This window comes from Aquitalea palustris (assembly GCF_003693445.1).
In the GTDB taxonomy this organism is placed as follows: Bacteria; Pseudomonadota; Gammaproteobacteria; order Burkholderiales; family Chromobacteriaceae; genus Aquitalea; species Aquitalea palustris.
Window position 1 is genome coordinate 1 of sequence record NZ_RFAR01000059.1, and the last position, 19,593, is coordinate 19,593.

Below are 19,593 nucleotides of genomic sequence, written 5' to 3' on the forward strand. Positions count from 1 at the left end.
TACCTCGCCGGCGGGGCGAGACCCGCGAAGTTGGTTTTGTCTTTGCTTTTCGATGGTTTTCTTGATGCACAAAGGACAAACATCCGCTCACGCGGATGATAAGAACACAGGTCGGAGCCACCATAGGCTGCACACCAGCCTCCCCAGCAAAAAGCCCCGACCGAAGCCGGGGCCTTGCACGAGCTCATCTACCGATAAAATCAGTGTCCCAGCGCCTTGTTCACCGCAGCCAGGCCAGGCTTGCCATCCAGCGTGGTGACACCGGCCAGCCAGGTTTTCAGGATGTCCGGATTCTTTTTCAGGTAATCACGCGCGGCGGTTTCCGGCTTGACCTTGTCCATGATCGGGCCCATCACGCGGTTTTCGATGGTGGTGGTGAAGTGCAGGTTATGCAGCAGCTTGCCCACATTCGGACAGCGGGTTTCGTAATCCGGGCTGATGGCGGTAAACACCTTGGCTTCACCCAGATTGGGGCCAAACACATCGTCGCCGCCGGTCAGGTAGGCCATCTTGTATTTCACGTTCATCGGATGCGGTTCCCAGCCCAGGAACACTACCCACTTTTTCTGGCGGATGGAGCGCTCCACTTCGGCCAGCATGCCGGCCTCGCTGGATTCCACCATCTTGAATCCCGCCAGGTTGAACTGGTTTTTCTTGATCATGCCGTCAATCAACAGATTGCCGTCGTTACCCGGTTCGATGCCGTAAATCTTGCCATCCAGCTTGTCCTTGAACTTGGCAATGTCCTTGAAATCCTTCAGGCCACCAGCGGCCACGTAGTCGGGCACTGCCAGCGTGTACTTGGCACCCACCAGGTTGGGGGTGTCCAGTACCTTGATCTGGCCGGCCTTGACGAAGGGCTCGATCACCGGGGTCATCGACGGGTTCCAGTAGCCCAGGAACACATCGATCTGCTTGCTCTTGATACCGGAAAAGGTAATCGGCACCGAGGCGATGGTGGTGGTGGGCTTGTAACCCAGGCCTTCCAGCACCACGCTGGCCATGCCGGTGGTGGCGGCGATATCGGTCCAGCCGACATCGGCAAAACGGACATTGCGGCATTGCGCCGGATCATTGGCCAGTGCACTGCCCGCGATGGTCAGCAGGGCCGTGCCCAGCATCATGTTACGAATCTTCATTACACCACTCCCGTATAAGTATTTTGATGAACCCAGCGACAGGATTGCCTCGGCATACAGCATGGACATGCGGCCACGCAGCTTGGGCATGGAGCCGACACCAGCCAAGAGTGCCACGCAGGCGCGGCGGGACTTGCGCCAGCACGACCGCCACTTGCATCAATGCGCCGCAGAAAAAAAGCCAGCCCTGCAAGGAGTAACAGAGCTGGCTGCGCGCACAGGCTGCCGGTTTTGCCGTCCGGCGGCTCAGGCGATGACGGCGGAATCCACCAGATATTGCTGGCGCTCGCGGCTGGGCGGGTAGCCAAACAGGCCGCGATAGGATTTGGAAAAGTGCGAGGACGACAGGAAACCACAGGCCACGGTGACTTCCATCACGCTCATATTGGTTTGCAGCAACAGCTCGCGCGCACGGCGCAGGCGCAAATCCAGGTAATACTGCGCCGGCGTGGTGTTGAGATAACGCTTGAACAGTCGCTCCAGGTGACGCAGCGACACGCCCAGTTCGTCGGCCAGATTCTCCAGCGAACGCGGGTTTTCGATATTGCTTTCCATCGATAGCGCGGCATCCACCAGTGTTTCATGGCCGGTGCCGATACGCGCCAGCAGCGGAATGTGCTGGCGGTCGCCATTGTCGCGCAGACGGTCGACGATGAACTGCTCGGACACGTCCGCCGCCAGGCTCTTGCCACCCTTGTGGCGGATCAGATGACACATGAAATCCAGCGGCGCAGTGCCGCCACTACAGGTAAAGCGGTCGCGATCCAGCACGAACAGATCGGAAGTGAACTTGGTTTTGGGGAATTCCTCGCTGATGGACAGCAGGTTTTCCCAGTGGATGGCACAGCGGTAGCCATTGAGCACCCCGGCCTTGGCCAGGGCGAAGGTGCCGGTACAGATGGCGCCCAGCGGCACGCCCTGCGCCGCAAAACGGCGGATGACGGAAATGGTTTTGTCGTCCACCGCTTCGCGCACCTGCCAACCGCCACAGACAATCAGCATATCGTATTGCTGCGGGGCTTCGGGCGCGGTGATGGGGGAGAGTTCCAGACCATTGCTGGCGGCGACCGGCTGGCCATCGGCCGACAGCAGGCTCCAGCGATACAACTTCTTGCGTGACAGATAATTGGCCATGCGCAGCGGCTCCACGGCATTGGAGAAGGCGATCATGGAAAACCTGTCGAGCAAGAGGAAACCAATATGCGACAACGATGCGATTTGTTGCGGACCCATGGTGACCTCGGCATGTGATGTGTGTTGATCTGTTTTTGTATGAAGGTGGCCGCAGCGGACACGCCGCGCGGCCGGGTACTCACCCGCCGCTAGCTGCCCTGCTCGGCCGCCCGCGTGGTGGGTGTATGGCCGAAACTCTCGGTAATGCGGTCCAGAATGATGGCGAGCAGCACCACCGCCAGACCACTTTCAAAACCTAAGCCCACATCCAGTCGCTGGATACTGGCCAGTACGTCGTTGCCCAGGCCACCCGCCCCCACCATGGAGGCGATGATCACCATCGACAGCGCCATCATGATGGTCTGGTTGACCCCGGCCATGATGGACGGCAGCGCGATGGGCAGCTGCACCTTGAACAACAGCTGCCAGGAGGTACAGCCAAAGGCATGGCCGGCTTCCACCTGCTCCTTGTTCACCATGCGGATGCCCAGGCTGGTCAGGCGCACGGCCGGCGGTACGGCAAACACCACCGTAGCCAGAATGCCGGGCACCCGGCCCAGGCCAAAGAACATGGCGGCCGGAATCAGGTAGACGAAGGCCGGCATGGTCTGCATGAAGTCCAGTACCGGGCGCACCAGCATGCCCACCAGCTTGTTGCGCGCACACCAGATACCCACCGGCACCCCCAGCAGCAGGCTGACACAGGTGGCGGACAAGGTCAGTGCCAGCGTGGCGATGGTCTGACCCCAGAAGCCGGTGGCCCAGATCAGCCCCAGCGCAGCACAGACGAACAGGGCGAACTTCCAGCCCAGCCGCCAGAAACCGACTCCGGCGAAAATCGCCCCCATCACCACTGGTGGAATGCCCAGCAACAGGAATTCCACCATGGTGGCAAACCAGTCGATGGTGTTGCCGATGGCGTCGAAAGCCCCGGCGTTGTGGTCCAGCATGAAATGAATGACCTTGTTGACCCAGTCGCCAATCGGCAACATGTCTTGCGTGCTGATATCAGCCATGACGGCGTACTCCTTCGCTGCGGCTCACACACCATCCCGGCTTGGTGGCACGGAGATGGCACGCTCTGCCTGTTGTCCTGTTCAGTGGGTGGCCGTGCTTTGCAGGCGGTGCTGGGAAATCTTGCTCAGCACGCTGCTGGGCGTGATCAGCCCCAGGCACTGGCCCTGGTCGTCGCGTACCTGCAAGGGTTCGCTCTGCCCCAGCAGCTGCTGCAAGACATCGGGCAGGCTGCAGGACGGCGGCACATGCAGACCGGGCCGGCCGGAGTGCGGCGGATTGGCCACTTCGATCAGGTCCTTGGCTTGCAGATAGCGCGAGGTATCCACGCTCTTGAAGAAGTTGCGCACGTAGTCGTCGGCCGGGTTTTCGATGATTTGCTGCGGTGTACCCACCTGCACCAGCCGCCCGCCTTCCATGATGGCGATGCGAGTGCCGATACGCAGGGCCTCTTCCAGATCGTGCGACACAAAGAAAATGGTGCGGCGCTGTTCGCGCTGCAGGTCGAGCAGGATGTCCTGCATTTCTGCCCGCTTGAGCGGGTCCAGCGCCGAGAAGGCCTCGTCCATCAGCATCAGCGAGGGGTTGACCGCCAGCGCGCGTACCAGGCCCACCCGCTGCTGCATGCCACCGGACAGTTCGTGCGGGTATTTGTGGGCAAACGGTGCCAGGCCAACCTGCTCCAGCACCTCCATACCACGCGCTTCACGGGTTTTGCGGTCTACTCCGGAGATCTCCAGTCCGAAAGCGGCGTTATCCAGTACCGAGCGATGCGGCATCAGCGCAAAGCTCTGGAACACCATGCTCATGTCGCGCCGACGCAGCTCCACCATCTGTTTGGGTGTGAGCTTGGTGATGTCCTGACCGTCCAGGATGATCTGGCCATCGGTGGGATCCATCAGGCGGTTGATCAGGCGGATCAGGGTGGATTTGCCGGAGCCGGACAGGCCCATCAGCACGAAGATCTCGCCCTCTTCCACCGCAAACGACACGTCGTTGACCCCCACGACGCTGCCGGTTTTCTTGAAAATATCATCCTTGTGCTCGCCGGACTTCAGCATGCGCATGACGTCCGCGGACTTCCCTCCGAATACCTTGTAGAGGTTCTTCACCACTATCTTGGCCGACTGCATTGTCTCTTCTCCTTCGTAGCGATCGCACGCTGGCCCTGTCCTGCTGCCTGCTCCATTCACCGCTGTCCGGGGTACTGGAATCTTGTGCAACAGGAAGTCATCCATCGTGTCCGGCACGGCAGCGCTGCTGCCGGCCAGTACTGTGGTCTACCCGGATACGTCGTGCCTTGCTCCGGGCCATTTCATACATGCGTGCCAGGCTGGCCTGGCAGACCGGTATACGCCGCAGCACCCTTATTGCGCACTGTGTCCGGCGACTCCGGCCTGTCGTCTATTCCCCATGGCCGTCACCCGTGCGACAGCTGCTGCCGCGAGCGGGCGAAACGCGGCGAGCAGAGGCCTGGCACCAGCCAGCCAGGCATCCTTTGCGCAGCAGACGATTTCGAAGAATATTTAATGTAAATCAAGGCCCACCTTAGGGAGTTAGTGGTATTCAAAATAACCGCATTCCGACATCAAGCTGTCTTGAAACGACATGAGGTCGAAAAATGACAATTCTTTATCCCCGCTAGCAAAATCAGGCCCTTAGTCACCCACAGATGGACATCAAGTAGCGCTGATAGCTGTCGTAAAAAAACAGCAACATTGCTGTTCCCGCCATTCGTCCGCCAGTGATTTTCACTGACGCAATGCAGCAAACACTCCACATGGGCGAGCAGATCAGCTAAAAGGTGATTAGCAAGAAAAATGCCTGCTATCGGAATGACAGACAGGCATCAAGGGAGCCACACGGCGAACCTGCCGGGGAAGCAGGCCCAGGGGAAATCAACGATCCACGATCAGGTCGGTCAAGGGCTTGCTGCAACATGGCAGGAAGAAGCCCTGGTCCACCTCGCGCTGGCGAATGCCGCCTTCGTGCTGCATGTCCACCTTGCCTTCCAGCAATTTGGTCTTGCAGGTGCCGCATACGCCACGGGTGCAGGAAGCCGGCAGGCGCATGCCCTTGGCCAGCGCGGCAGCCAATACCGTTTGCCCAGGGGCGACTGACAAGTCATCCCCCATCTTGGCAAAGTGCACATTAAAGCCACCGCCCTCGCAGCTGGCGGAGATTTCGTCTACTACGGTGTCCGGCGCGGCGGCGGCCAGCTCGGCAAAATTGAAGCTTTCCTCGTGGTAGTGCTGCATGTCAAAGCCACAGTCCTGCAGCATTTGTCGCACCGAAGCCATATAGGGTGCCGGGCCGCAGCAGAACACCTGGCGCGCCATCAGATCCGGCACCATGTGCAGCAGACGGGCGGCATCCAGTCGGCCGGTAAAACCCGGCCATTCCGGTTCGCCCTGGCGGTTTTCACAGACAATGGCCTGGCTGAAAGTGGGATGGCTGCTCGCTAGCTGGGCCAGCTCCTTGCGGAAAATGATGTCACGCGGAGAACGGGCGCTGTGTACGAACACGATATCTGCGCCGCTGGCCAGATCGGTCAGCGCGCGGCTCATCGACATCAGCGGGGTGATGCCGCTACCGGCAGACAAGAACAGATAGGGCGTGCTGGCATGGCGCACATAGGTGAATTCACCGGACGGTCCCAGCACACTCAGCTGCATGCCGGGCCGCAGGCTGTCATGCAGCCAGCCCGACACCACGCCACCAGGAATGCGCTTGACAGTAATGCTGACCCGGTCCGGCCGGGTGGGAGAGGACGACAGGGTGTAGCAGCGGTTGATGTTTTCGCCGTTTATTTCCAGCTCCAGCGTGATGAACTGGCCGGGCTGGTAATGAAAGCGGCGCGGCGGATCGGCGCGGAAAACAAAGGTTTTGACATCGTGCGTTTCTTCCCGCACCTGCACGCACTGCAGCGTGCTGTCTTCGGCAGGATCCCACAGCGGCAGATCGGCCGGCTGCGGGTGATAGTCCGGGCTGCTGGGTATGCTTGCGCTGGTCATGGTTGGTCCTCGACACGGGCAGATCGCCCTTTGGGGGCTGTTGCTGTGGTGAATACGGCAGGCCAAACTGGCCTGCCGCGTACTGCCTCAATAAAGGTTCACGGCCTGCTGCGCCCGGGTTCTGCAGCAGCAGAGCGCACGATGCAGGCTTATCCCTGCTCCAGGCCGGCTTCCATACGGCCGATATACCAGCTGGTAAATTTTTCCACCAGTTCTTCGGTATAGGGCGAGTAAGGGCCGGGACGGTAGGCACTGCTGTTGACACCCACTTGCGACTCTTCCACCAGATGGCGGTCCTGGCCGTTGGTGGCGTTCCACACGCGGGTGAGGTTGGCCACGTCGTAATCCACGCCTTCCACCGCGTCCTTGTGCACCAGCCACTTGGTACGCACCAATGTGGTGTCCGGGCTCAGCGGCAGCACGGTGAAGGTGACGATGTGGTCGGCCATGAAATGGTGCCAGGAGTTGGGCTGCGTCCAGAAGGACAGGCCGCCGGAGTCGGCATCCTTGATGTCGCCCAACAGCTTCTTGCAGGCTGCGCCGGTGTCCATGGTTTGCGACTGGCCCTTGCGGTCCAGCGGCATGCGCATGGTGCGGAAGCCGGACACATCGGACAGCTTTTCGATTTCCGCCGACGGCAGGCCACAGGCCTCCCAGCGCGCATGGCTGTCCTTGACGATGTTTTCGTAATTGGCCAGGCCAGCCGCCAGTTCGGCCTTGGGGGCAAAGCCGTAGCTGTAGGCATACAGCGAGATGGTCAGCTCGGGATGGTTGCCGGTGCAGTGGTAGCACTCGCGGTTGTTCTCCATCGTCAGCTTCCAGTTGCCGGCCTCGATGATGTCGATCTGGGCAGCTACCTTGGTGTTTTCGATCTGGTGCGGGGCAATATAGGGACCCATCTGCTCCAGCATCTGGTCGATGTCGGCCGGCGGCTCGTCGGCCAGACAGACAAACAGCAAACCTTGCAGGTTTTTCAGATGCACCGGCTTCAGGCTGTGGTGCGTCAGGTCGAAGCCTTCCGGCATGTGGTCGGCAAAAATCAGCTTGCCGGCCAGGTTGTAGGTCCACTGGTGATAAGGACAGACCAGGTTGCCCACCGAGCCTTTTTCATCGGCACACAGGCGCGAGCCACGATGACGGCAGACATTGTGGAAGGCTTTGATCTGCATGTCGTCGTCACGCAGGATCAGGATGGGTTCCTTGCCGATTTCCACGGTGACATAGTCGCCCGGTTCGGGGATTTCCGCCGCGACCGCCACATAAATCCAGTGACGCTGGAAGATGTATTTGAGGTCGGCCTCGAACACCTCCTGCGAATTGTAAAACGGCGCTTCCAGGCTATGGCCCGGCTGGCGGCGGGCGACCAGCTCGCGCAGTTTGTGCACCGGCTGGAAGGTAATGGCGCTCTGTTGCATTTCACTCATCTCCAAACAAGTCTTGGTTTGCATCCTGCGAGCCGGTGGGTGGGGTGCTGGTCGGATGCTGCGGGGTTGTTGTCAGAAATCGACGAGCTGATGTTGCCTGAGGTAATCCAGCACAACTTGCGCTTTCTCGACAGAATCACCCTGTTTTACGACTATCCCGGCCGACTTGCCTTCGCCCCCGGCAATGGCACCCTGCATGCGGGCATGGCCGCTGACCTTACTGGCAGCCACCAGCGCCCGCGCGCGGCGGGCCGGCTCCAGCACCACCTGGGGCAAGGCCGCGCCAGTGGCGGCTTTGCGCTGGATCTTGCCCTGTTGCAACCGGGCATAACTCCAGCCGACAGCACTGGCCGCACGGGCATGGACACTGGCCACCAGCGGCAGCTTGGCCGCCAGTGTGCGCCGCACGCCCTTGGGCAGCGCCTGTAGCGCCTGCCATTGCTGGTCGGATTTCGACAAGTCGAGTACATCCGGCAACAAGGCTCGGCCCAGCTGTTCGGCCAGTTGATAGGGCAGAAGGCCGGAGCCATCGCCGCCACCGGCACGAGCGCCACACAACACCATGTCGACACCCTGCAAGACCGAGCACAGCGCGGCGAGCACATCACTGCCCGGGCTCAGGCTCAGGCTGTGGATATTGTCCGCACCACGGGCCAGGTAATCGGCCAGCGCGGCATCGTCGGCGGCTCCGGCATACCAGACATCCACCTGGGACGACAGGCGCTGCGCCAGTGCCAGTGCGGCCAGATCGGCCTCGCCGGCACAGGGCCGGCCACTGACCGGATGGACGGCGGGGGCGACGAGTACGGCTATTTTCATTGCTGCTTCTCCTTACGTTCGCGCCGCACCAGCGCCTCGAATGCGCTGATGAAGGACTGGCAGTCGTCGATGATGCTGAGGTCGGCACGCTTGATCATGGGGGCCGCCGCATCCAGGTTCACCGCAATCACATGGCGGCAGGACTTGATGCCCTGCAGGTGCTGTACCGCACCGGAAATGCCCAGCGCGATATAGGCACTGGCCTGCACTGTCTTGCCGGTGGCCCCCACCTGCTTGTCGCGGCTAAAGCGGCCATCGTCCACCGCCACGCGGGACGCCCCCACGGCAGCGCCCAGCGCTTCGGCCAGCGCGAGAAAGCCTGGCACATTGCTGACGCCATTACCCGCAGACACAATCAGGTCGGCCTCTTCCAGTGCCAGCTCGGAGGCCGGACTGGCGGCACTGCCCAGGTCCTGTACCTGTTCGCTGATGGCTGACAAGGCCGTGGTTTGCAGCCGCTCGCCCTTGCCGACAAACGGTAGCTTGGCTTCGGCCACACCACGCGCCAGCAACAGCAGCTGTGCACGTTCGCGCAGGCTGAAACCGGCTCCGGGCTGGCGACGGCGCACGCCATCGGCGGCGATTTCCACCACATCAGTCACCACCGACAGCCGGGTGCGGCAGGCCAGACGCCGGCCCAGGTCGGCATCCTCGCCACGGTCGGCAAACAGCACGGTATGCGGGCTTTCCTGCTGCAAGAGTTGTTGCAGCAAGGCCAGTTTCTGTTCCGGCGCATAACCGGGGTCGGCCACCGTCAGGGCGCGGTCCACCGCCAGCTCGGCCAGTGCTTCCGGCGCAGCGTCTTGCATGCCGTACAGCAAGGCCAGCACTTCGCCGTCCTTGCCCGCCAGAATGGCGGCAGCGGCAATCGCCTCGCGGGCCGCATCGTCCAGCTGGCCGCGCTCGGCATGGGCCACCACCAGCAGGCGCTGGCTGAACGGCCCGCTACTGCGCAGCGGCTTGTGGGCCGGGCCATGAGCCAGCAGGGCGGCATCGCGGCTGCCACTGTCATCGCCCAGCACAATGCGCTTGAGGCCGCTGGGCCCCAGCACCCACGGGCGACGCGGGTCGATGCGCGGAATGGCCTGGGTAGAAAAATCCATCACTTTCTCCTTGTAAGCAGCAGCGGACGGGGCAAAGTCTGTGCTTCTGCCCCGGCTCGCCTCAGGCCAGGCGCTCGGCCACCAGTTCGGCCAGTTCGATCACGTCTGCCCGCTCACCCACCACGCCTTCCAGCATGGCCGTGCAATTGGGGCAGGCCACCGCCACCCGGCCGGTACCGGTTTCGCGGATGTCATCCATGCGCATGTCGGGAATACGGCGCTGACCGGGGATGTCGGTAAAGGCCGCCCCACCACCCCAGCCGCAGCAGCGGGCATCACGGCCGGAACGCGGCATCTCCACCACCTTGATGCCAATGCCCTTCAGCACATTGCGCGGTGCATGGTAGCCGTCGTTGTAACGGCCCAGATAGCAGGGATCGTGGAAAGTGAGCGGCGGCAAGGGCGTGGCATCGGCCTTCAGCGGAATGGCACGGCGCGCCAGCAGATGTTCCAGCAGCTTGCTGTGGTGCCATACCTCGAACTGGCCGCCCAGCGCCGGGTATTCATTGGCCAGGCAATGGAAGACGTGCGGGTCCGGCGTGACGATGCGGGCAAAGCGGTATTGCGCCAGCGTGGCAATATTGGCCTGGGCCAGCCGCTGGAAACCGGCTTCGTCGCCCAGGCGGCGCGCCACGTCGCCGCAGTCGCGCTCGGCTGCGCCCAGCACCGCCACCTTCACGCCAGCCGCCTTCAGCACTTTCACCAGCGCGCGCAGTGCACGCTGGTAACGCATGTCGAACGCGCCTTCACCAGCCAGCAGCAGCCATTCGGTCTGCTCACCCGGCTGCAACAGCGGCAGGTCCAGATCAATCGCCCAGTGGTAACGCACCGCCAGCGGGTAGCCGCCCACGGTGTCGGTATTGCGCAGATTGGCCAGCGCTTCGCTGCCCTTGCCCGGCACTTCGCCACGGCTGAGCGTGACATGGCGGCGCAGGTTGACCACGGTGTCCACGTGCTCGATCAGCATCGGGCAGTTTTCCACGCAAGCGCGGCAGGTGGTGCAGGACCACAGCGTTTCTGCCGCCAGCACGCTGCCGACGATATCCTCGCCCGGCTGCACCATCACCGCAGCCTCGCGGCCCGGATGCGGGTTGCCGGCATAGGCCGGGTCGGTGCCACGGCTTTGCGCCGCCACCATGTCCTGAATCAGCTTTTTCGGGTTGAGCGGCTGACCGGCGGCATAGGCCGGACAGGCGGCTTCGCACTTGCCGCATTGCACGCAGGCATCGAAAGACAGCAGGCGGTTCCAGGCAAAATCCTCCACCTTGGCCACGCCCAGCTCGCCAGCGGCCAGATTCAGCGGTTTGAGGTCGGAGGATTTAGCGGCAAAGCGCTCGGCACGCGGATGGAAAGCCAGATGCAGCAGGCCGGCCACCGCATGTTTCATCGGCCAGCCCAGGCCAATACCCAGCGCCAGTTCGGCACCGCCCAGTGCCAGCATCAGCAGCGCCACCACGGCAATCAGCTGCCCGGCCATGCCCAGCTGCGGGCCGGCAAACAGCAGGCCGGCGGCCAGCAAGCTGCCCAGTGCAAACAGGCGCAGGCGGGCCGGCAATACTTGCCAGCGGCCCTGCGACAGCCGTGGCGGTGCTTGCAGACGGCGCGCCTGCATCATGCGCGCCCCCAGCAGCATCAGCGCCGCCATCAGCACCAGCAGCACATCCAGCCAGCCCTGATACAGCATCAGGCCGTAGTTGAGCGCCGACAGCAGCAGGATGGCCACGCCGCCACCGGCAGCCGCCACGTGGGCGCGGGCCACGGCGGGCTCGCGTGCCACCACGTGGTGGATATCGACAAAATAGCGCTTGGGCATGGCCAAGAGGCCAAGCCAGGACACACTGGCGCTGCGCCCCTGCTGCCACAGGCTGGCGCGTCTGGCCAGGCCACCCAGTAGCAGGAGCGCACCCAGCCAGAACAGTCCGGTCAGGGCATGGGCAAGGGAGAAGCTCATGTCAGAAATCCTTCACCAGACGCAGGGCGTCGTAGATGGCACCGTGGATGTTGTGCATGGAAATGCAGTCACCCACGCGGAACAGCAGGAATTCGCCAGAAGCCAAGGGCTGCGACAAGGAAGGCTGCGGCTGCGCGGCAAACAGGGTGTGGACATCAGTCTGGCCCTGGTTTTTCGACAGTTCCTTCATGTCCCAGTACAGGCTGTCATTGGGCAGGATGCCGTTTTCGATCACCACCTGATCCACCGCCCGTTCTTCCAGTGCTTCGGTGTATTCGTTGCGCAGCACGGCGATTTTCTTGTCGCCCTCGGCATACACCTTGTCCAGCCAGAAATTCGGGGTGGGGATGATGCCTTGTGCGTACAGGCGACGGTAGAAAATGGGGAAAGTGGTGCCGCCGGTGTCGTCGCCCACCTTCACATCCGGGGTGACGATTTCCACCGTGCTGCCACGGCTGGACAGGAAGTCGGCCACGCCGAAACCGGCCTGGGTGCTGACTGCGTCATACACCAGCACGTTCTTGCCCGGCTCCACCTTGCCGGACAGGATGTCCCAGCTGCTGACTGCCACGCCTTCGTCCACGCCCCAGTCCGGCACCTGGCTGGTATAGGGAATACCACCAGTGGCCAGCACCACGATGTCTGGTTTTTCCGCCAGAATCATTGCCTTGTCGGCGGCCACGCCCAGACGGCGATCCACCCCCAGACGCTGGGTTTCCATGTCCAGCCAGCGCACGATGCCGGCCATCTGTTCGCGCTGCGGAGCCTTGGCGGCCAATACGATCTGCCCGCCTACCTGCGGCAGCTTCTCGAACAGCACCACCTCGTGACCACGTTCGCGTGCCACGCGGGCGGCTTCCAGCCCGGCCGGGCCAGCGCCCACCACCACCACCTTGCGCAGCTTGTCCGCCTTGGCAATGTCGTGCGGCATGGTAGCTTCGCGACTGGTGGCGGCATTCTGGATGCACAGCACGTCCTGACCGTGATACTGGCGGTCAATGCAGTAGTTGGCACCCACGCACTGGCGGATCTGGTCTTCCTTGCCATCGCGGATCTTGATCACCAGATGCGGGTCAGCCATATGGGCGCGGGTCATGCCCACCATGTCCACCATGCCGCTGGCCAGAATGCGCTCGGCCTGTACCGGGTCGCGAATGCTTTGTGCGTGCATCACCGGCACCTTGGACACGGATTTGATGCCGGCGGCCAGATGCACAAAGGGCTCGGGCGGCAATGCCATCGGCGGCATGCAATTGGCCAGGGTGTTGTGGGTATCGGCCCCGGAACCCACTACCGACAGGTAGTCGATCAGCCCGGTTTCCGACATGGCCGCCGCAATGTCTTTCAGCATGTCGTGGCTGAGGCCGTCTTCGTGAAACTCATCACCACACATGCGCAGGCCAACGCAGAAATCCGGGCCCACTTCGGCCCGTACCACATTGAGCACTTCCACGCCAAAGCGCAGGCGGTTTTCAAAGCTGCCACCCCATTCGTCGCTGCGGAAGTTGGTGCGCGGGCTCCAGAACTGGTCGATCAGATGCTGGTGGGCGGCGGAAATCTCGATGCCGTCCATGCCGGCGGCCTTCACCCGGCGCGCAGCCTGGGCAAAGTCGGCAATGATGCGGCGGATTTCATGCGTCTCGATGGTCTTGGCATTGCCACGATGCACCGGTTCGCGAATGCCGGACGGACTGACCAGGTGCGGCCAGTGCTCGCCGTAATAGCTGGAGCGGCGGCCCATGTGGGTGGCCTGGATCATGATCTTGGCACCGTGGCGGTGCATGGCCTCGCTCAGTCGTGCCAGCGGCTCGATAACGGCATCGGTGGCCAGGTTCACCGACTTCCACCAGCTTTGCGGGCTGTCGATGGACACCGGGCTGGAACCGCCACAAATGGCCAGGCCCAGGCCACCCTTGGCCTTTTCTTCGTAATAGCGGATGTAACGGTCGCCGGGCAGACCGCCCGGCTCGGCATACACCTCGGCATGCGCGGTGCTCACCACGCGGTTGCGCAGCGTCAGTTTATTCAGGGTAATGGGCGCAAACAGGTGCGGATAGCGCATGGGGCGACTCCCGGCTTACAAGGGGTGAACGGTAAAGATGCAGTAATCGGCACCCAGGCCGGCACACTGGCTTTCGCGGCTGACCGTGCGGTAGTCATGGCCCAGGTTTTCACCCACCCAGTCCATGGCACCGGCAAACCAGCCGGCAAACAAATAGCAGGCCATGTGTTCGCTCTGCGGCGCACCGGCCACGCCCTGGGCCAGTACGAAACAGGAGTTGTCCAGGCGGATGCTGGCATTTCCGGTCACTTCGTCCGCCTCGATGAAGCTGAACTGGCCCCAGCCGCGCTGCGACAGGCGCGACAGATAGTGCTCGAACACCGCCTTGCCCTTCAGGCCATGGGTTTGCGCTTCACTGCCACACCAGAAATGGGCAGAGCGGTAGCCGGCCTCGTACAGCGAATCGGCATACACGCGGCGGCCCAGCGCGGCCTCGATGGCCAGATGGTTGTTGATGAAGAAATGGCGCGGCACATACAGCATGGGCAGGCCGTTGGTAGTCCAGACGCCGGTTTCGGCATCGACGTCGATGGGAAGTTGAGGTTGCATGCCACTCTCCTGAGCAAGATGGGCGATTTGTCCGCCATTGCCCAGCATGGTGCAGCAGGCCCCGCACCGGCGGTGCAGCGGGCACGACAGGTATTTGCCCCATACCGACCAGCTGGTCGTTCCCGGACAAGCCGCGACCGTAAGCCTGGCCTGAAGACAATGAAGCAGCCCTCCCCGGTGACGGGGCTACCATTCAGGCGGGTCCTGATCCTGCAAATTCTGCCAGTCCAAGCTGGCTATCAATCCGTGCATATTCAACGGTCATGAACCAGCCCGGCCTGGCCGGCTCCTTAGCTCCTCTTTAATCTGGTCCAGCCCATGCATACCATTACCGACGATGGCACCCGCTTGTTCATCAGCAGGATAGGCGACCGTGACGCCCCGCCTCTTATCCTGTCGCACGGCACTTTTTCCAATCAGCGCAGCTGTACCCCGCTGGCCCGCCATCTGGCGGCACGCGGCTGGCAGTGCTGGCTGTTTGACTGGCGCGGCCATGGCAGCAGCGCCATGCCACGCCATCCCTACAATTTTGAAACCATTGCCGGACAAGACGTGGTCGCCATCCTGCGGGCAGTAGAGGAAGAATGCGGCGCGCAGCGGCCATTCTGGCTAGGGCATTCCGGTGGCGGGCTGATCGCCAGCCTGTGGCTGGCGCGTCAGGGAGCAGACTGCAAGCGGCTGGCCGGGCTGCTATTGCTGGCGGCACAGGCCAGCAGCACCGACCGGCCATGGTGGCCGCAATGGCAGATACGGCTGATGTCCATGCTGCTGCCCTTGCGGCAGCAGATTTCGCCGCGCTGGGCCACGGTGGCCAGCGAGGCGGAAAGCAGCCTGTTGCTGCGGCAGTGGTGCCGCTGGAATCTACGGGGAAAAATACACAGCGCGGATGGCTTCGACTACCTGGCCGCACTAGGCCAGCAAACCCTGCCGGTACTGGCCCTGGCCGGCGGGGCGGATCGCTTCATCTCGCCGGGGGATGGTTGCCGGCAGTTGCTGGCTAGCTTTGCCAGCCAGGATCAGCGCTTTGTGCTGTGCGACCTCGCCCATGGTTTTCTGGAAGACTACAGCCACGACCGGCTCTTGCTGTCCAAGAATGCCAAAACCGAAATCTGGCCCTTGCTGGCCAACTGGCTGGAACAGCGCGCCGCGCTATCCCAGCCACCGCCACTGGCAGCACACGGTCAGGCCGATGAATACCATGCGCGGCCAGGCAGCCAGTTGCTGACCAATTTCGACAGCGGCTAGCCGGCAGCGGCCGGCTGCCCGCCATCAACACAGTGTCAATGCGTCCACTCACTGACCTTGGCCGGATTGGCCTTGACCCAGCCATCGGCTGCGGCGGCCGGCTTGGCACCGTTTTCCACATCCAGCATCACCTTGCCGATTTCTTCCGGCTTCCAGCGGAATTTCTTCAGGAAGGCCACCACTTCCGGTGCCTTGGTAGCAAGGCCGGGGTGAATCACGCTGTCGACATGCTCGGCATCGCCATAGACTTTCTGCGGGTCATCCAGGAAGCGCAGCTTCCATTTGGCAAACATCCAGTGCGGAATCCAGCCGGTAACGGCGATGGATTTCTTGCTGTTGATGGAGCGGGCCAGTTCGGCCGCCATGCCAGTACCGGAGCTGGGCAGAAGGGTGTAGTCCAGCTGGTATTTCTTGATGGCTTCTTCGGTTTTCTTCATCACGCCGGCACCGGCATCAATACCGACAATACGGCCCTGAAATGCTGCCTTGTTGGCATTGAGATCGGCAATGGAATGCGCAGCGACATAATCCGGCACGATCAGGCCGATCTTGGCCCCCGGGTAGTTGACCGCCACATCCACCACCTTGTCCTTGAACTGGGTGTAATAGGCCTCGTGCGTGGTGGGCAGCCAGGCGGACAAGGTGGCATCCAGATCACCCCGTGCCACCCCCTGCCACATGATGCCGGCGGCCACCGGCACGATTTCCACCGGGTAACCCAGCTTGTTACGGATGATGTTGGCGGCCACATTGGTGGTGGCCACACTGTCCGACCAGCCTTCCACATAGCCGATCTTGATGGTGGGTTTGTCAGCCGCCTGGCTACAGAATGGCAGCGCCAGACCGGCCAGCAGCAGGGCAAGAAAATGTCGTTTCAGCATTGCGTTCTCCACAGATAGAAAGGATGAATCAAGGATGAACTGCACAGGACTACCGCATGGCGGGCGCCTGTTGTTGCGACTGCATGCCCGGTGCACTTGCGGCCCAGGGTTCTTGTGATGACTTGTTGATGCCTGGCGGGAAGGGAAGGCCTGCAGGCGAAAAAAAGCGGGGCCTTGCGACCCCGCTCAAGCTCTAACGCCCCCAGACATCTGCAAATACCCGCAGCCAGTTTTCACCCAGCACCTTGCGGATCTTGCCTTCCGACCAGCCGGCCTTTTCCATGGCAGCGGTCAGATTGGGCGTTTCACCAATGGTGCGGATGCCTTCCGGATTGAGAATGGTGCCAAAATTGGTCAGGCGGCGATGACGGCCCTTGTCGTGGGTGATCCAGTCGAAGAAGCCCTTGTCGTAGCCCTGGGTAAAGTCGGTGCCATAGCCCACGCAGTCTTCACCCACCAGATTGATGATGTAGTCCATGGCTTCGACATAGTCGTCCACCGTGGCCTCGATGCCACGCTTGAGGAAGGGCGGGAACATGGTGACGCCGATGAAGCCACCGTGGTCGGCGATGAAGCGCAGTTCTTCATCGCTCTTGTTGCGCGGGTGTTCTTTCAGGCCAGAGGGCAGGCAGTGCGAGTAGCACACCGGTTTTTTCGATTCCAGAATGGCCTCGCGCGAGGTGTTGCCGCCCACATGCGACAGGTCGACCATGATGCCCACCCGGTTCATCTCGGCAATCACTTCACGGCCAAAGCCGGACAGGCCGCCATCACGCTCGTAGCAGCCGGTACCCACCAGGTTTTGCGTGTTGTAGCACAGCTGCACCACGCGCACGCCCATGTCGGCAAAGGCTTCGATATAGCCCAGGTTGTCTTCGAAAGCGTGGGCGTTCTGGAAACCCAGGATGATGCCGGTCTTGCCCTCGGCCTTGGCGCGGCGCACGTCTTCCGTGGTACGCACCAGGGTGAGAATGTCGCTGTAATCGCGAATCTGCTTTTTCATCTCGGCGATATTGCCTACCGTATCCTGAAAGCCCTCCCATACCGACACGGTACAGTTGGCCGCCGACAGGCCGCCACGGCGCATGTCGTCGAACACCTCGCGGCTCCATTTGGCAATGATCAGCCCGTCAATCACCAGCGCGTCCTGATGTAGCGTCGTCATACAGATACTCCCGAACAAAAAAGTGGAACAACAAGCGGCTCAGGACACCTCGGCCAGCCGCACATGAACGGTTTCCGGCAGGCGCAGGCCGCCAGCCAGCGCAAGCAGGGCCACCAGCATCAGATAAACGGCGGGTGCCAGATGGCTGCCGGATACATCAATCAGCCAGGTGGCCATCAGCGGTGCAGTGCCACCAAACACGGTGTAGGCCAGGTTGTAGCTGATGGCCCCGGCGGTATAGCGGATGCGGGTGGGAAAGCTTTCCGACAGCAAGGGGGCAGTCACCACACCGGACAACACCGCGGGCAGTGCCTGCAACATGCCGCCCAGCACCACCAGCCACAGCTGACCGCTTTGTGCCAGCCAGAAGGAGGGAAAGATAAGCAGCACAATCAGCCCACACACCGTGGCCATGCTGCGCCGCCGCCCTACCCGGTCCGAGTAGCGCCCGGCCAGCGGACACAACAAGGCAGCAAACAGCAGGGACAGCACCGACACCAGCAGGGCATTGCCACGGCTCATGCCGGCCACCTGCTGCAAATAAGTACTCAGATAAGTGGTGAAGGTATAAAACGACAGCGCCGTCACCGAGATAAAGGCCGACAGCCAGACAATGGGTCGGCCATGGCTGGAAAAAGCCTGGCGCAGCGGTGCGTGTTCCGTCTGCTGGCGCTGCTCCAGTGCCTGGAAGGCCGGGGTTTCCGCCAGACGGTTACGCAGATACCAGCCCACCAGCCCCAGCGGCGCGGCAATCAGGAAAGGTAGCCGCCAGCCCCATTCGGCCAGCGCCTGCGGACTCAGCCACTGGTTAAGTGCGTATACCAGCACCGCCGCACAGGCAAAAGCCGAAAAAGTGGAAACCGGCAAAAAGCTGCCATAGCGTGCACGATGATGACTGGGCGCATGCTCCATCACATAGGCGCAGGCTCCGGCATACTCGCCACCGGCGGAAAAGCCCTGCACGCAGCGCGCCAGCGTCAGCAGCAGTGGCGCGGCCAGGCCGATGCTGGCGTAGTCCGGCAGCAGGCCGATCAAGGTGGTGGCACCGGCCATCAGCAGGATGGTGATGGCCAGCGTGCGCTTGCGGCCGATGCGGTCACCCAGCATGCCGAACACCACCCCGCCCAGCGGACGGAAGGCAAAGGCCACGGCAAATACGGCAAAGGTTTTCAGCAGGCTGATGTCGGCGCTGCTGCCCGGGAAAAAATGCTGGGCAATCACCGTAGCCAGGAAACCATAGACGGCAAAGTCGAACCACTCGACGAAATTGCCGACCGAGGCGGCCAGAATCACCTTGAATAACACTTGCTGCTCGGCGCGATCAGGCATGCTCCCTCCAGACCGGACAAGCTGGCCCTGCCCGCAGGCAGTGGCCAGCAGGGTTTCAAGCCAGAATCAGACTGGGCCTGGGTGCCGCCAGCTGGGCAAACAGCGGGTGGTCACCACGCGCTTCCAGCTGGCACACGGCAAAGCCGTAGGGCTGGGCGGCGCGGCGCAGCAGGCGCCACACATAGTCGGCAAAGCTGCGGCGGAACAGCACGAACACGCCGTCGCCATCCAGGCGGATCACCTGCACGGTGGCCTTGCCCAGTACGGTGCTCACCATATGGCCCAGCGGGATGGATTCGAAGTCGTACACCCCCAGATGGCGCAGCACGGTGATGTGCTCGGTGCCGCCCAGCCAGGCCAGGGTCAGGCCGCCACTGGAATCCACCGTCTGGGCAAACAGCTGCTGCGCGGCAAAACCGCCATCCAGCTGCGCAGTCCAGTCGGCCAAGCGCTGGCGGTGACTCACCAGCAGCCATTCGTCCGGCGAGGTCCACATCAGCACTCCTTGCGGGCCCTGGCTGACTGCGCCAGCCTGCAGCGGCAGGGCCAGCCCGGTAACTTGCTGCACCAGCTGGGCAAAACCGGCCTCGGCAGTGTCGCCACGCAGCACGGCATAGCCCAGGTGCGGCAGTTCGTTACACCAGATGCGGCCATCGGCACGGCGCGCTTGCGCCTCGGCATCCAGCTTGAAGTGATGGAGCGGCGACTCCATGAATGGTTGGAAA

At 62.3% G+C, this 19,593-nt stretch carries 16 protein-coding genes; 1 reads left to right on the forward strand and 15 read right to left on the reverse strand.

The annotated features are described in order from the left end of the window. Nucleotides 1–200: 200 nt before the first annotated feature. From EAY64_RS14220 to EAY64_RS14270, 11 genes are all read right to left on the reverse strand, one after another. A complete protein-coding gene (locus EAY64_RS14220; RefSeq protein ID WP_226034189.1) occupies nt 201–1,229 on the reverse strand; it encodes a choline ABC transporter substrate-binding protein in 1,029 nt (342 codons plus the stop codon). Between the two features lie 156 nt (nt 1,230–1,385). Continuing rightward, nucleotides 1,386–2,372 (reverse strand): GlxA family transcriptional regulator, encoded by a 987-nt coding sequence (locus EAY64_RS14225; RefSeq protein WP_059287098.1) that lies wholly within the window; start codon nt 2,370–2,372, stop codon nt 1,386–1,388. An 89-nt stretch (nt 2,373–2,461) separates the two neighbouring features. Then, nucleotides 2,462–3,328 (reverse strand): ABC transporter permease, encoded by an 867-nt coding sequence (locus EAY64_RS14230; protein ID WP_226034188.1) that lies wholly within the window; start codon nt 3,326–3,328, stop codon nt 2,462–2,464. Nucleotides 3,329–3,409: 81 nt separating this feature from the next. Next, a complete protein-coding gene (locus tag EAY64_RS14235) occupies nt 3,410–4,459 on the reverse strand; it encodes a quaternary amine ABC transporter ATP-binding protein (RefSeq protein ID WP_103525413.1) in 1,050 nt (349 codons plus the stop codon). A 765-nt stretch (nt 4,460–5,224) separates the two neighbouring features. Further along, nucleotides 5,225–6,340, reverse strand: a complete 1,116-nt coding sequence (locus EAY64_RS14240) for an FAD-binding oxidoreductase (RefSeq protein WP_103525414.1) — start codon at nt 6,338–6,340, stop codon at nt 5,225–5,227. Nucleotides 6,341–6,489: 149 nt separating this feature from the next. Next, nucleotides 6,490–7,755, reverse strand: a complete 1,266-nt coding sequence (locus tag EAY64_RS14245; protein WP_103525432.1) for an aromatic ring-hydroxylating oxygenase subunit alpha — start codon at nt 7,753–7,755, stop codon at nt 6,490–6,492. Between the two features lie 81 nt (nt 7,756–7,836). Then, the gene (locus EAY64_RS14250) at nt 7,837–8,583 is read right to left on the reverse strand and encodes an electron transfer flavoprotein subunit beta (protein WP_103525415.1); all 747 of its coding nucleotides are present in this window, start codon (nt 8,581–8,583) and stop codon (nt 7,837–7,839) included. Then, a complete protein-coding gene (locus EAY64_RS14255) occupies nt 8,580–9,686 on the reverse strand; it encodes an FAD-binding protein (protein WP_103525416.1) in 1,107 nt (368 codons plus the stop codon). Before EAY64_RS14255 ends, EAY64_RS14250 begins: the two co-directional genes overlap by 4 nt. A gap of 61 nt (nt 9,687–9,747) precedes the next feature. Then, complete coding sequence (locus EAY64_RS14260) at nt 9,748–11,637, reverse strand: DUF3483 domain-containing protein (RefSeq protein WP_103525417.1); 1,890 nt, start codon at nt 11,635–11,637, stop codon at nt 9,748–9,750. A 1-nt stretch (nt 11,638) separates the two neighbouring features. After that, nucleotides 11,639–13,699, reverse strand: a complete 2,061-nt coding sequence (locus EAY64_RS14265; protein WP_103525418.1) for an NADH:flavin oxidoreductase — start codon at nt 13,697–13,699, stop codon at nt 11,639–11,641. Nucleotides 13,700–13,714: 15 nt separating this feature from the next. After that, entirely contained in the window at nt 13,715–14,248 is a 534-nt protein-coding gene (locus EAY64_RS14270) for a DUF5943 domain-containing protein (RefSeq protein WP_103525419.1), read from the reverse strand. 318 nt (nt 14,249–14,566) lie between these two features. On the opposite strand from EAY64_RS14270, the gene EAY64_RS14275 reads away from it, so the two are divergent. After that, nucleotides 14,567–15,493, forward strand: a complete 927-nt coding sequence (locus EAY64_RS14275) for an alpha/beta hydrolase (RefSeq protein ID WP_103525420.1) — start codon at nt 14,567–14,569, stop codon at nt 15,491–15,493. Nucleotides 15,494–15,528: 35 nt separating this feature from the next. Here the strand turns inward: EAY64_RS14275 and EAY64_RS14280 are convergent, their stop codons facing one another. The 4 genes from EAY64_RS14280 to EAY64_RS14295 form a co-directional block, all read right to left on the reverse strand. Continuing rightward, complete coding sequence (locus tag EAY64_RS14280) at nt 15,529–16,374, reverse strand: glycine betaine ABC transporter substrate-binding protein (RefSeq protein WP_226034187.1); 846 nt, start codon at nt 16,372–16,374, stop codon at nt 15,529–15,531. A 193-nt stretch (nt 16,375–16,567) separates the two neighbouring features. Next, entirely contained in the window at nt 16,568–17,539 is a 972-nt protein-coding gene (locus EAY64_RS14285) for a dipeptidase (RefSeq protein ID WP_103525421.1), read from the reverse strand. Between the two features lie 39 nt (nt 17,540–17,578). Continuing rightward, nucleotides 17,579–18,868 carry an MFS transporter gene (locus EAY64_RS14290; protein ID WP_103525422.1) on the reverse strand — a complete coding sequence of 430 codons (1,290 nt, stop codon included), beginning with the start codon at nt 18,866–18,868 and terminating at the stop codon, nt 17,579–17,581. A gap of 55 nt (nt 18,869–18,923) precedes the next feature. Continuing rightward, nucleotides 18,924–19,580, reverse strand: coding sequence for a sarcosine oxidase subunit gamma (locus EAY64_RS14295; protein ID WP_158604706.1), 657 nt, complete (start codon nt 19,578–19,580; stop codon nt 18,924–18,926). Nucleotides 19,581–19,593: the final 13 nt, after the last annotated feature.

Coding starts and splice junctions, on each gene's coding strand:
- EAY64_RS14220 (WP_226034189.1), bottom strand. CDS start 1,229: ATGCCCAAGCTGCGTGGCCGCATGTCCATGCTGTATGCCGAGGCAATC.
- EAY64_RS14225 (WP_059287098.1), bottom strand. CDS start 2,372: ATGGGTCCGCAACAAATCGCATCGTTGTCGCATATTGGTTTCCTCTTG.
- EAY64_RS14230 (WP_226034188.1), bottom strand. CDS start 3,328: ATGGCTGATATCAGCACGCAAGACATGTTGCCGATTGGCGACTGGGTC.
- EAY64_RS14235 (WP_103525413.1), bottom strand. CDS start 4,459: ATGCAGTCGGCCAAGATAGTGGTGAAGAACCTCTACAAGGTATTCGGA.
- EAY64_RS14240 (WP_103525414.1), bottom strand. CDS start 6,340: ATGACCAGCGCAAGCATACCCAGCAGCCCGGACTATCACCCGCAGCCG.
- EAY64_RS14245 (WP_103525432.1), bottom strand. CDS start 7,755: ATGCAACAGAGCGCCATTACCTTCCAGCCGGTGCACAAACTGCGCGAG.
- EAY64_RS14250 (WP_103525415.1), bottom strand. CDS start 8,583: ATGAAAATAGCCGTACTCGTCGCCCCCGCCGTCCATCCGGTCAGTGGC.
- EAY64_RS14255 (WP_103525416.1), bottom strand. CDS start 9,686: ATGGATTTTTCTACCCAGGCCATTCCGCGCATCGACCCGCGTCGCCCG.
- EAY64_RS14260 (WP_103525417.1), bottom strand. CDS start 11,637: ATGAGCTTCTCCCTTGCCCATGCCCTGACCGGACTGTTCTGGCTGGGT.
- EAY64_RS14265 (WP_103525418.1), bottom strand. CDS start 13,699: ATGCGCTATCCGCACCTGTTTGCGCCCATTACCCTGAATAAACTGACG.
- EAY64_RS14270 (WP_103525419.1), bottom strand. CDS start 14,248: ATGCAACCTCAACTTCCCATCGACGTCGATGCCGAAACCGGCGTCTGG.
- EAY64_RS14275 (WP_103525420.1), top strand. CDS start 14,567: ATGCATACCATTACCGACGATGGCACCCGCTTGTTCATCAGCAGGATA.
- EAY64_RS14280 (WP_226034187.1), bottom strand. CDS start 16,374: ATGCTGAAACGACATTTTCTTGCCCTGCTGCTGGCCGGTCTGGCGCTG.
- EAY64_RS14285 (WP_103525421.1), bottom strand. CDS start 17,539: ATGACGACGCTACATCAGGACGCGCTGGTGATTGACGGGCTGATCATT.
- EAY64_RS14290 (WP_103525422.1), bottom strand. CDS start 18,868: ATGCCTGATCGCGCCGAGCAGCAAGTGTTATTCAAGGTGATTCTGGCC.
- EAY64_RS14295 (WP_158604706.1), bottom strand. CDS start 19,580: ATGGAGTCGCCGCTCCATCACTTCAAGCTGGATGCCGAGGCGCAAGCG.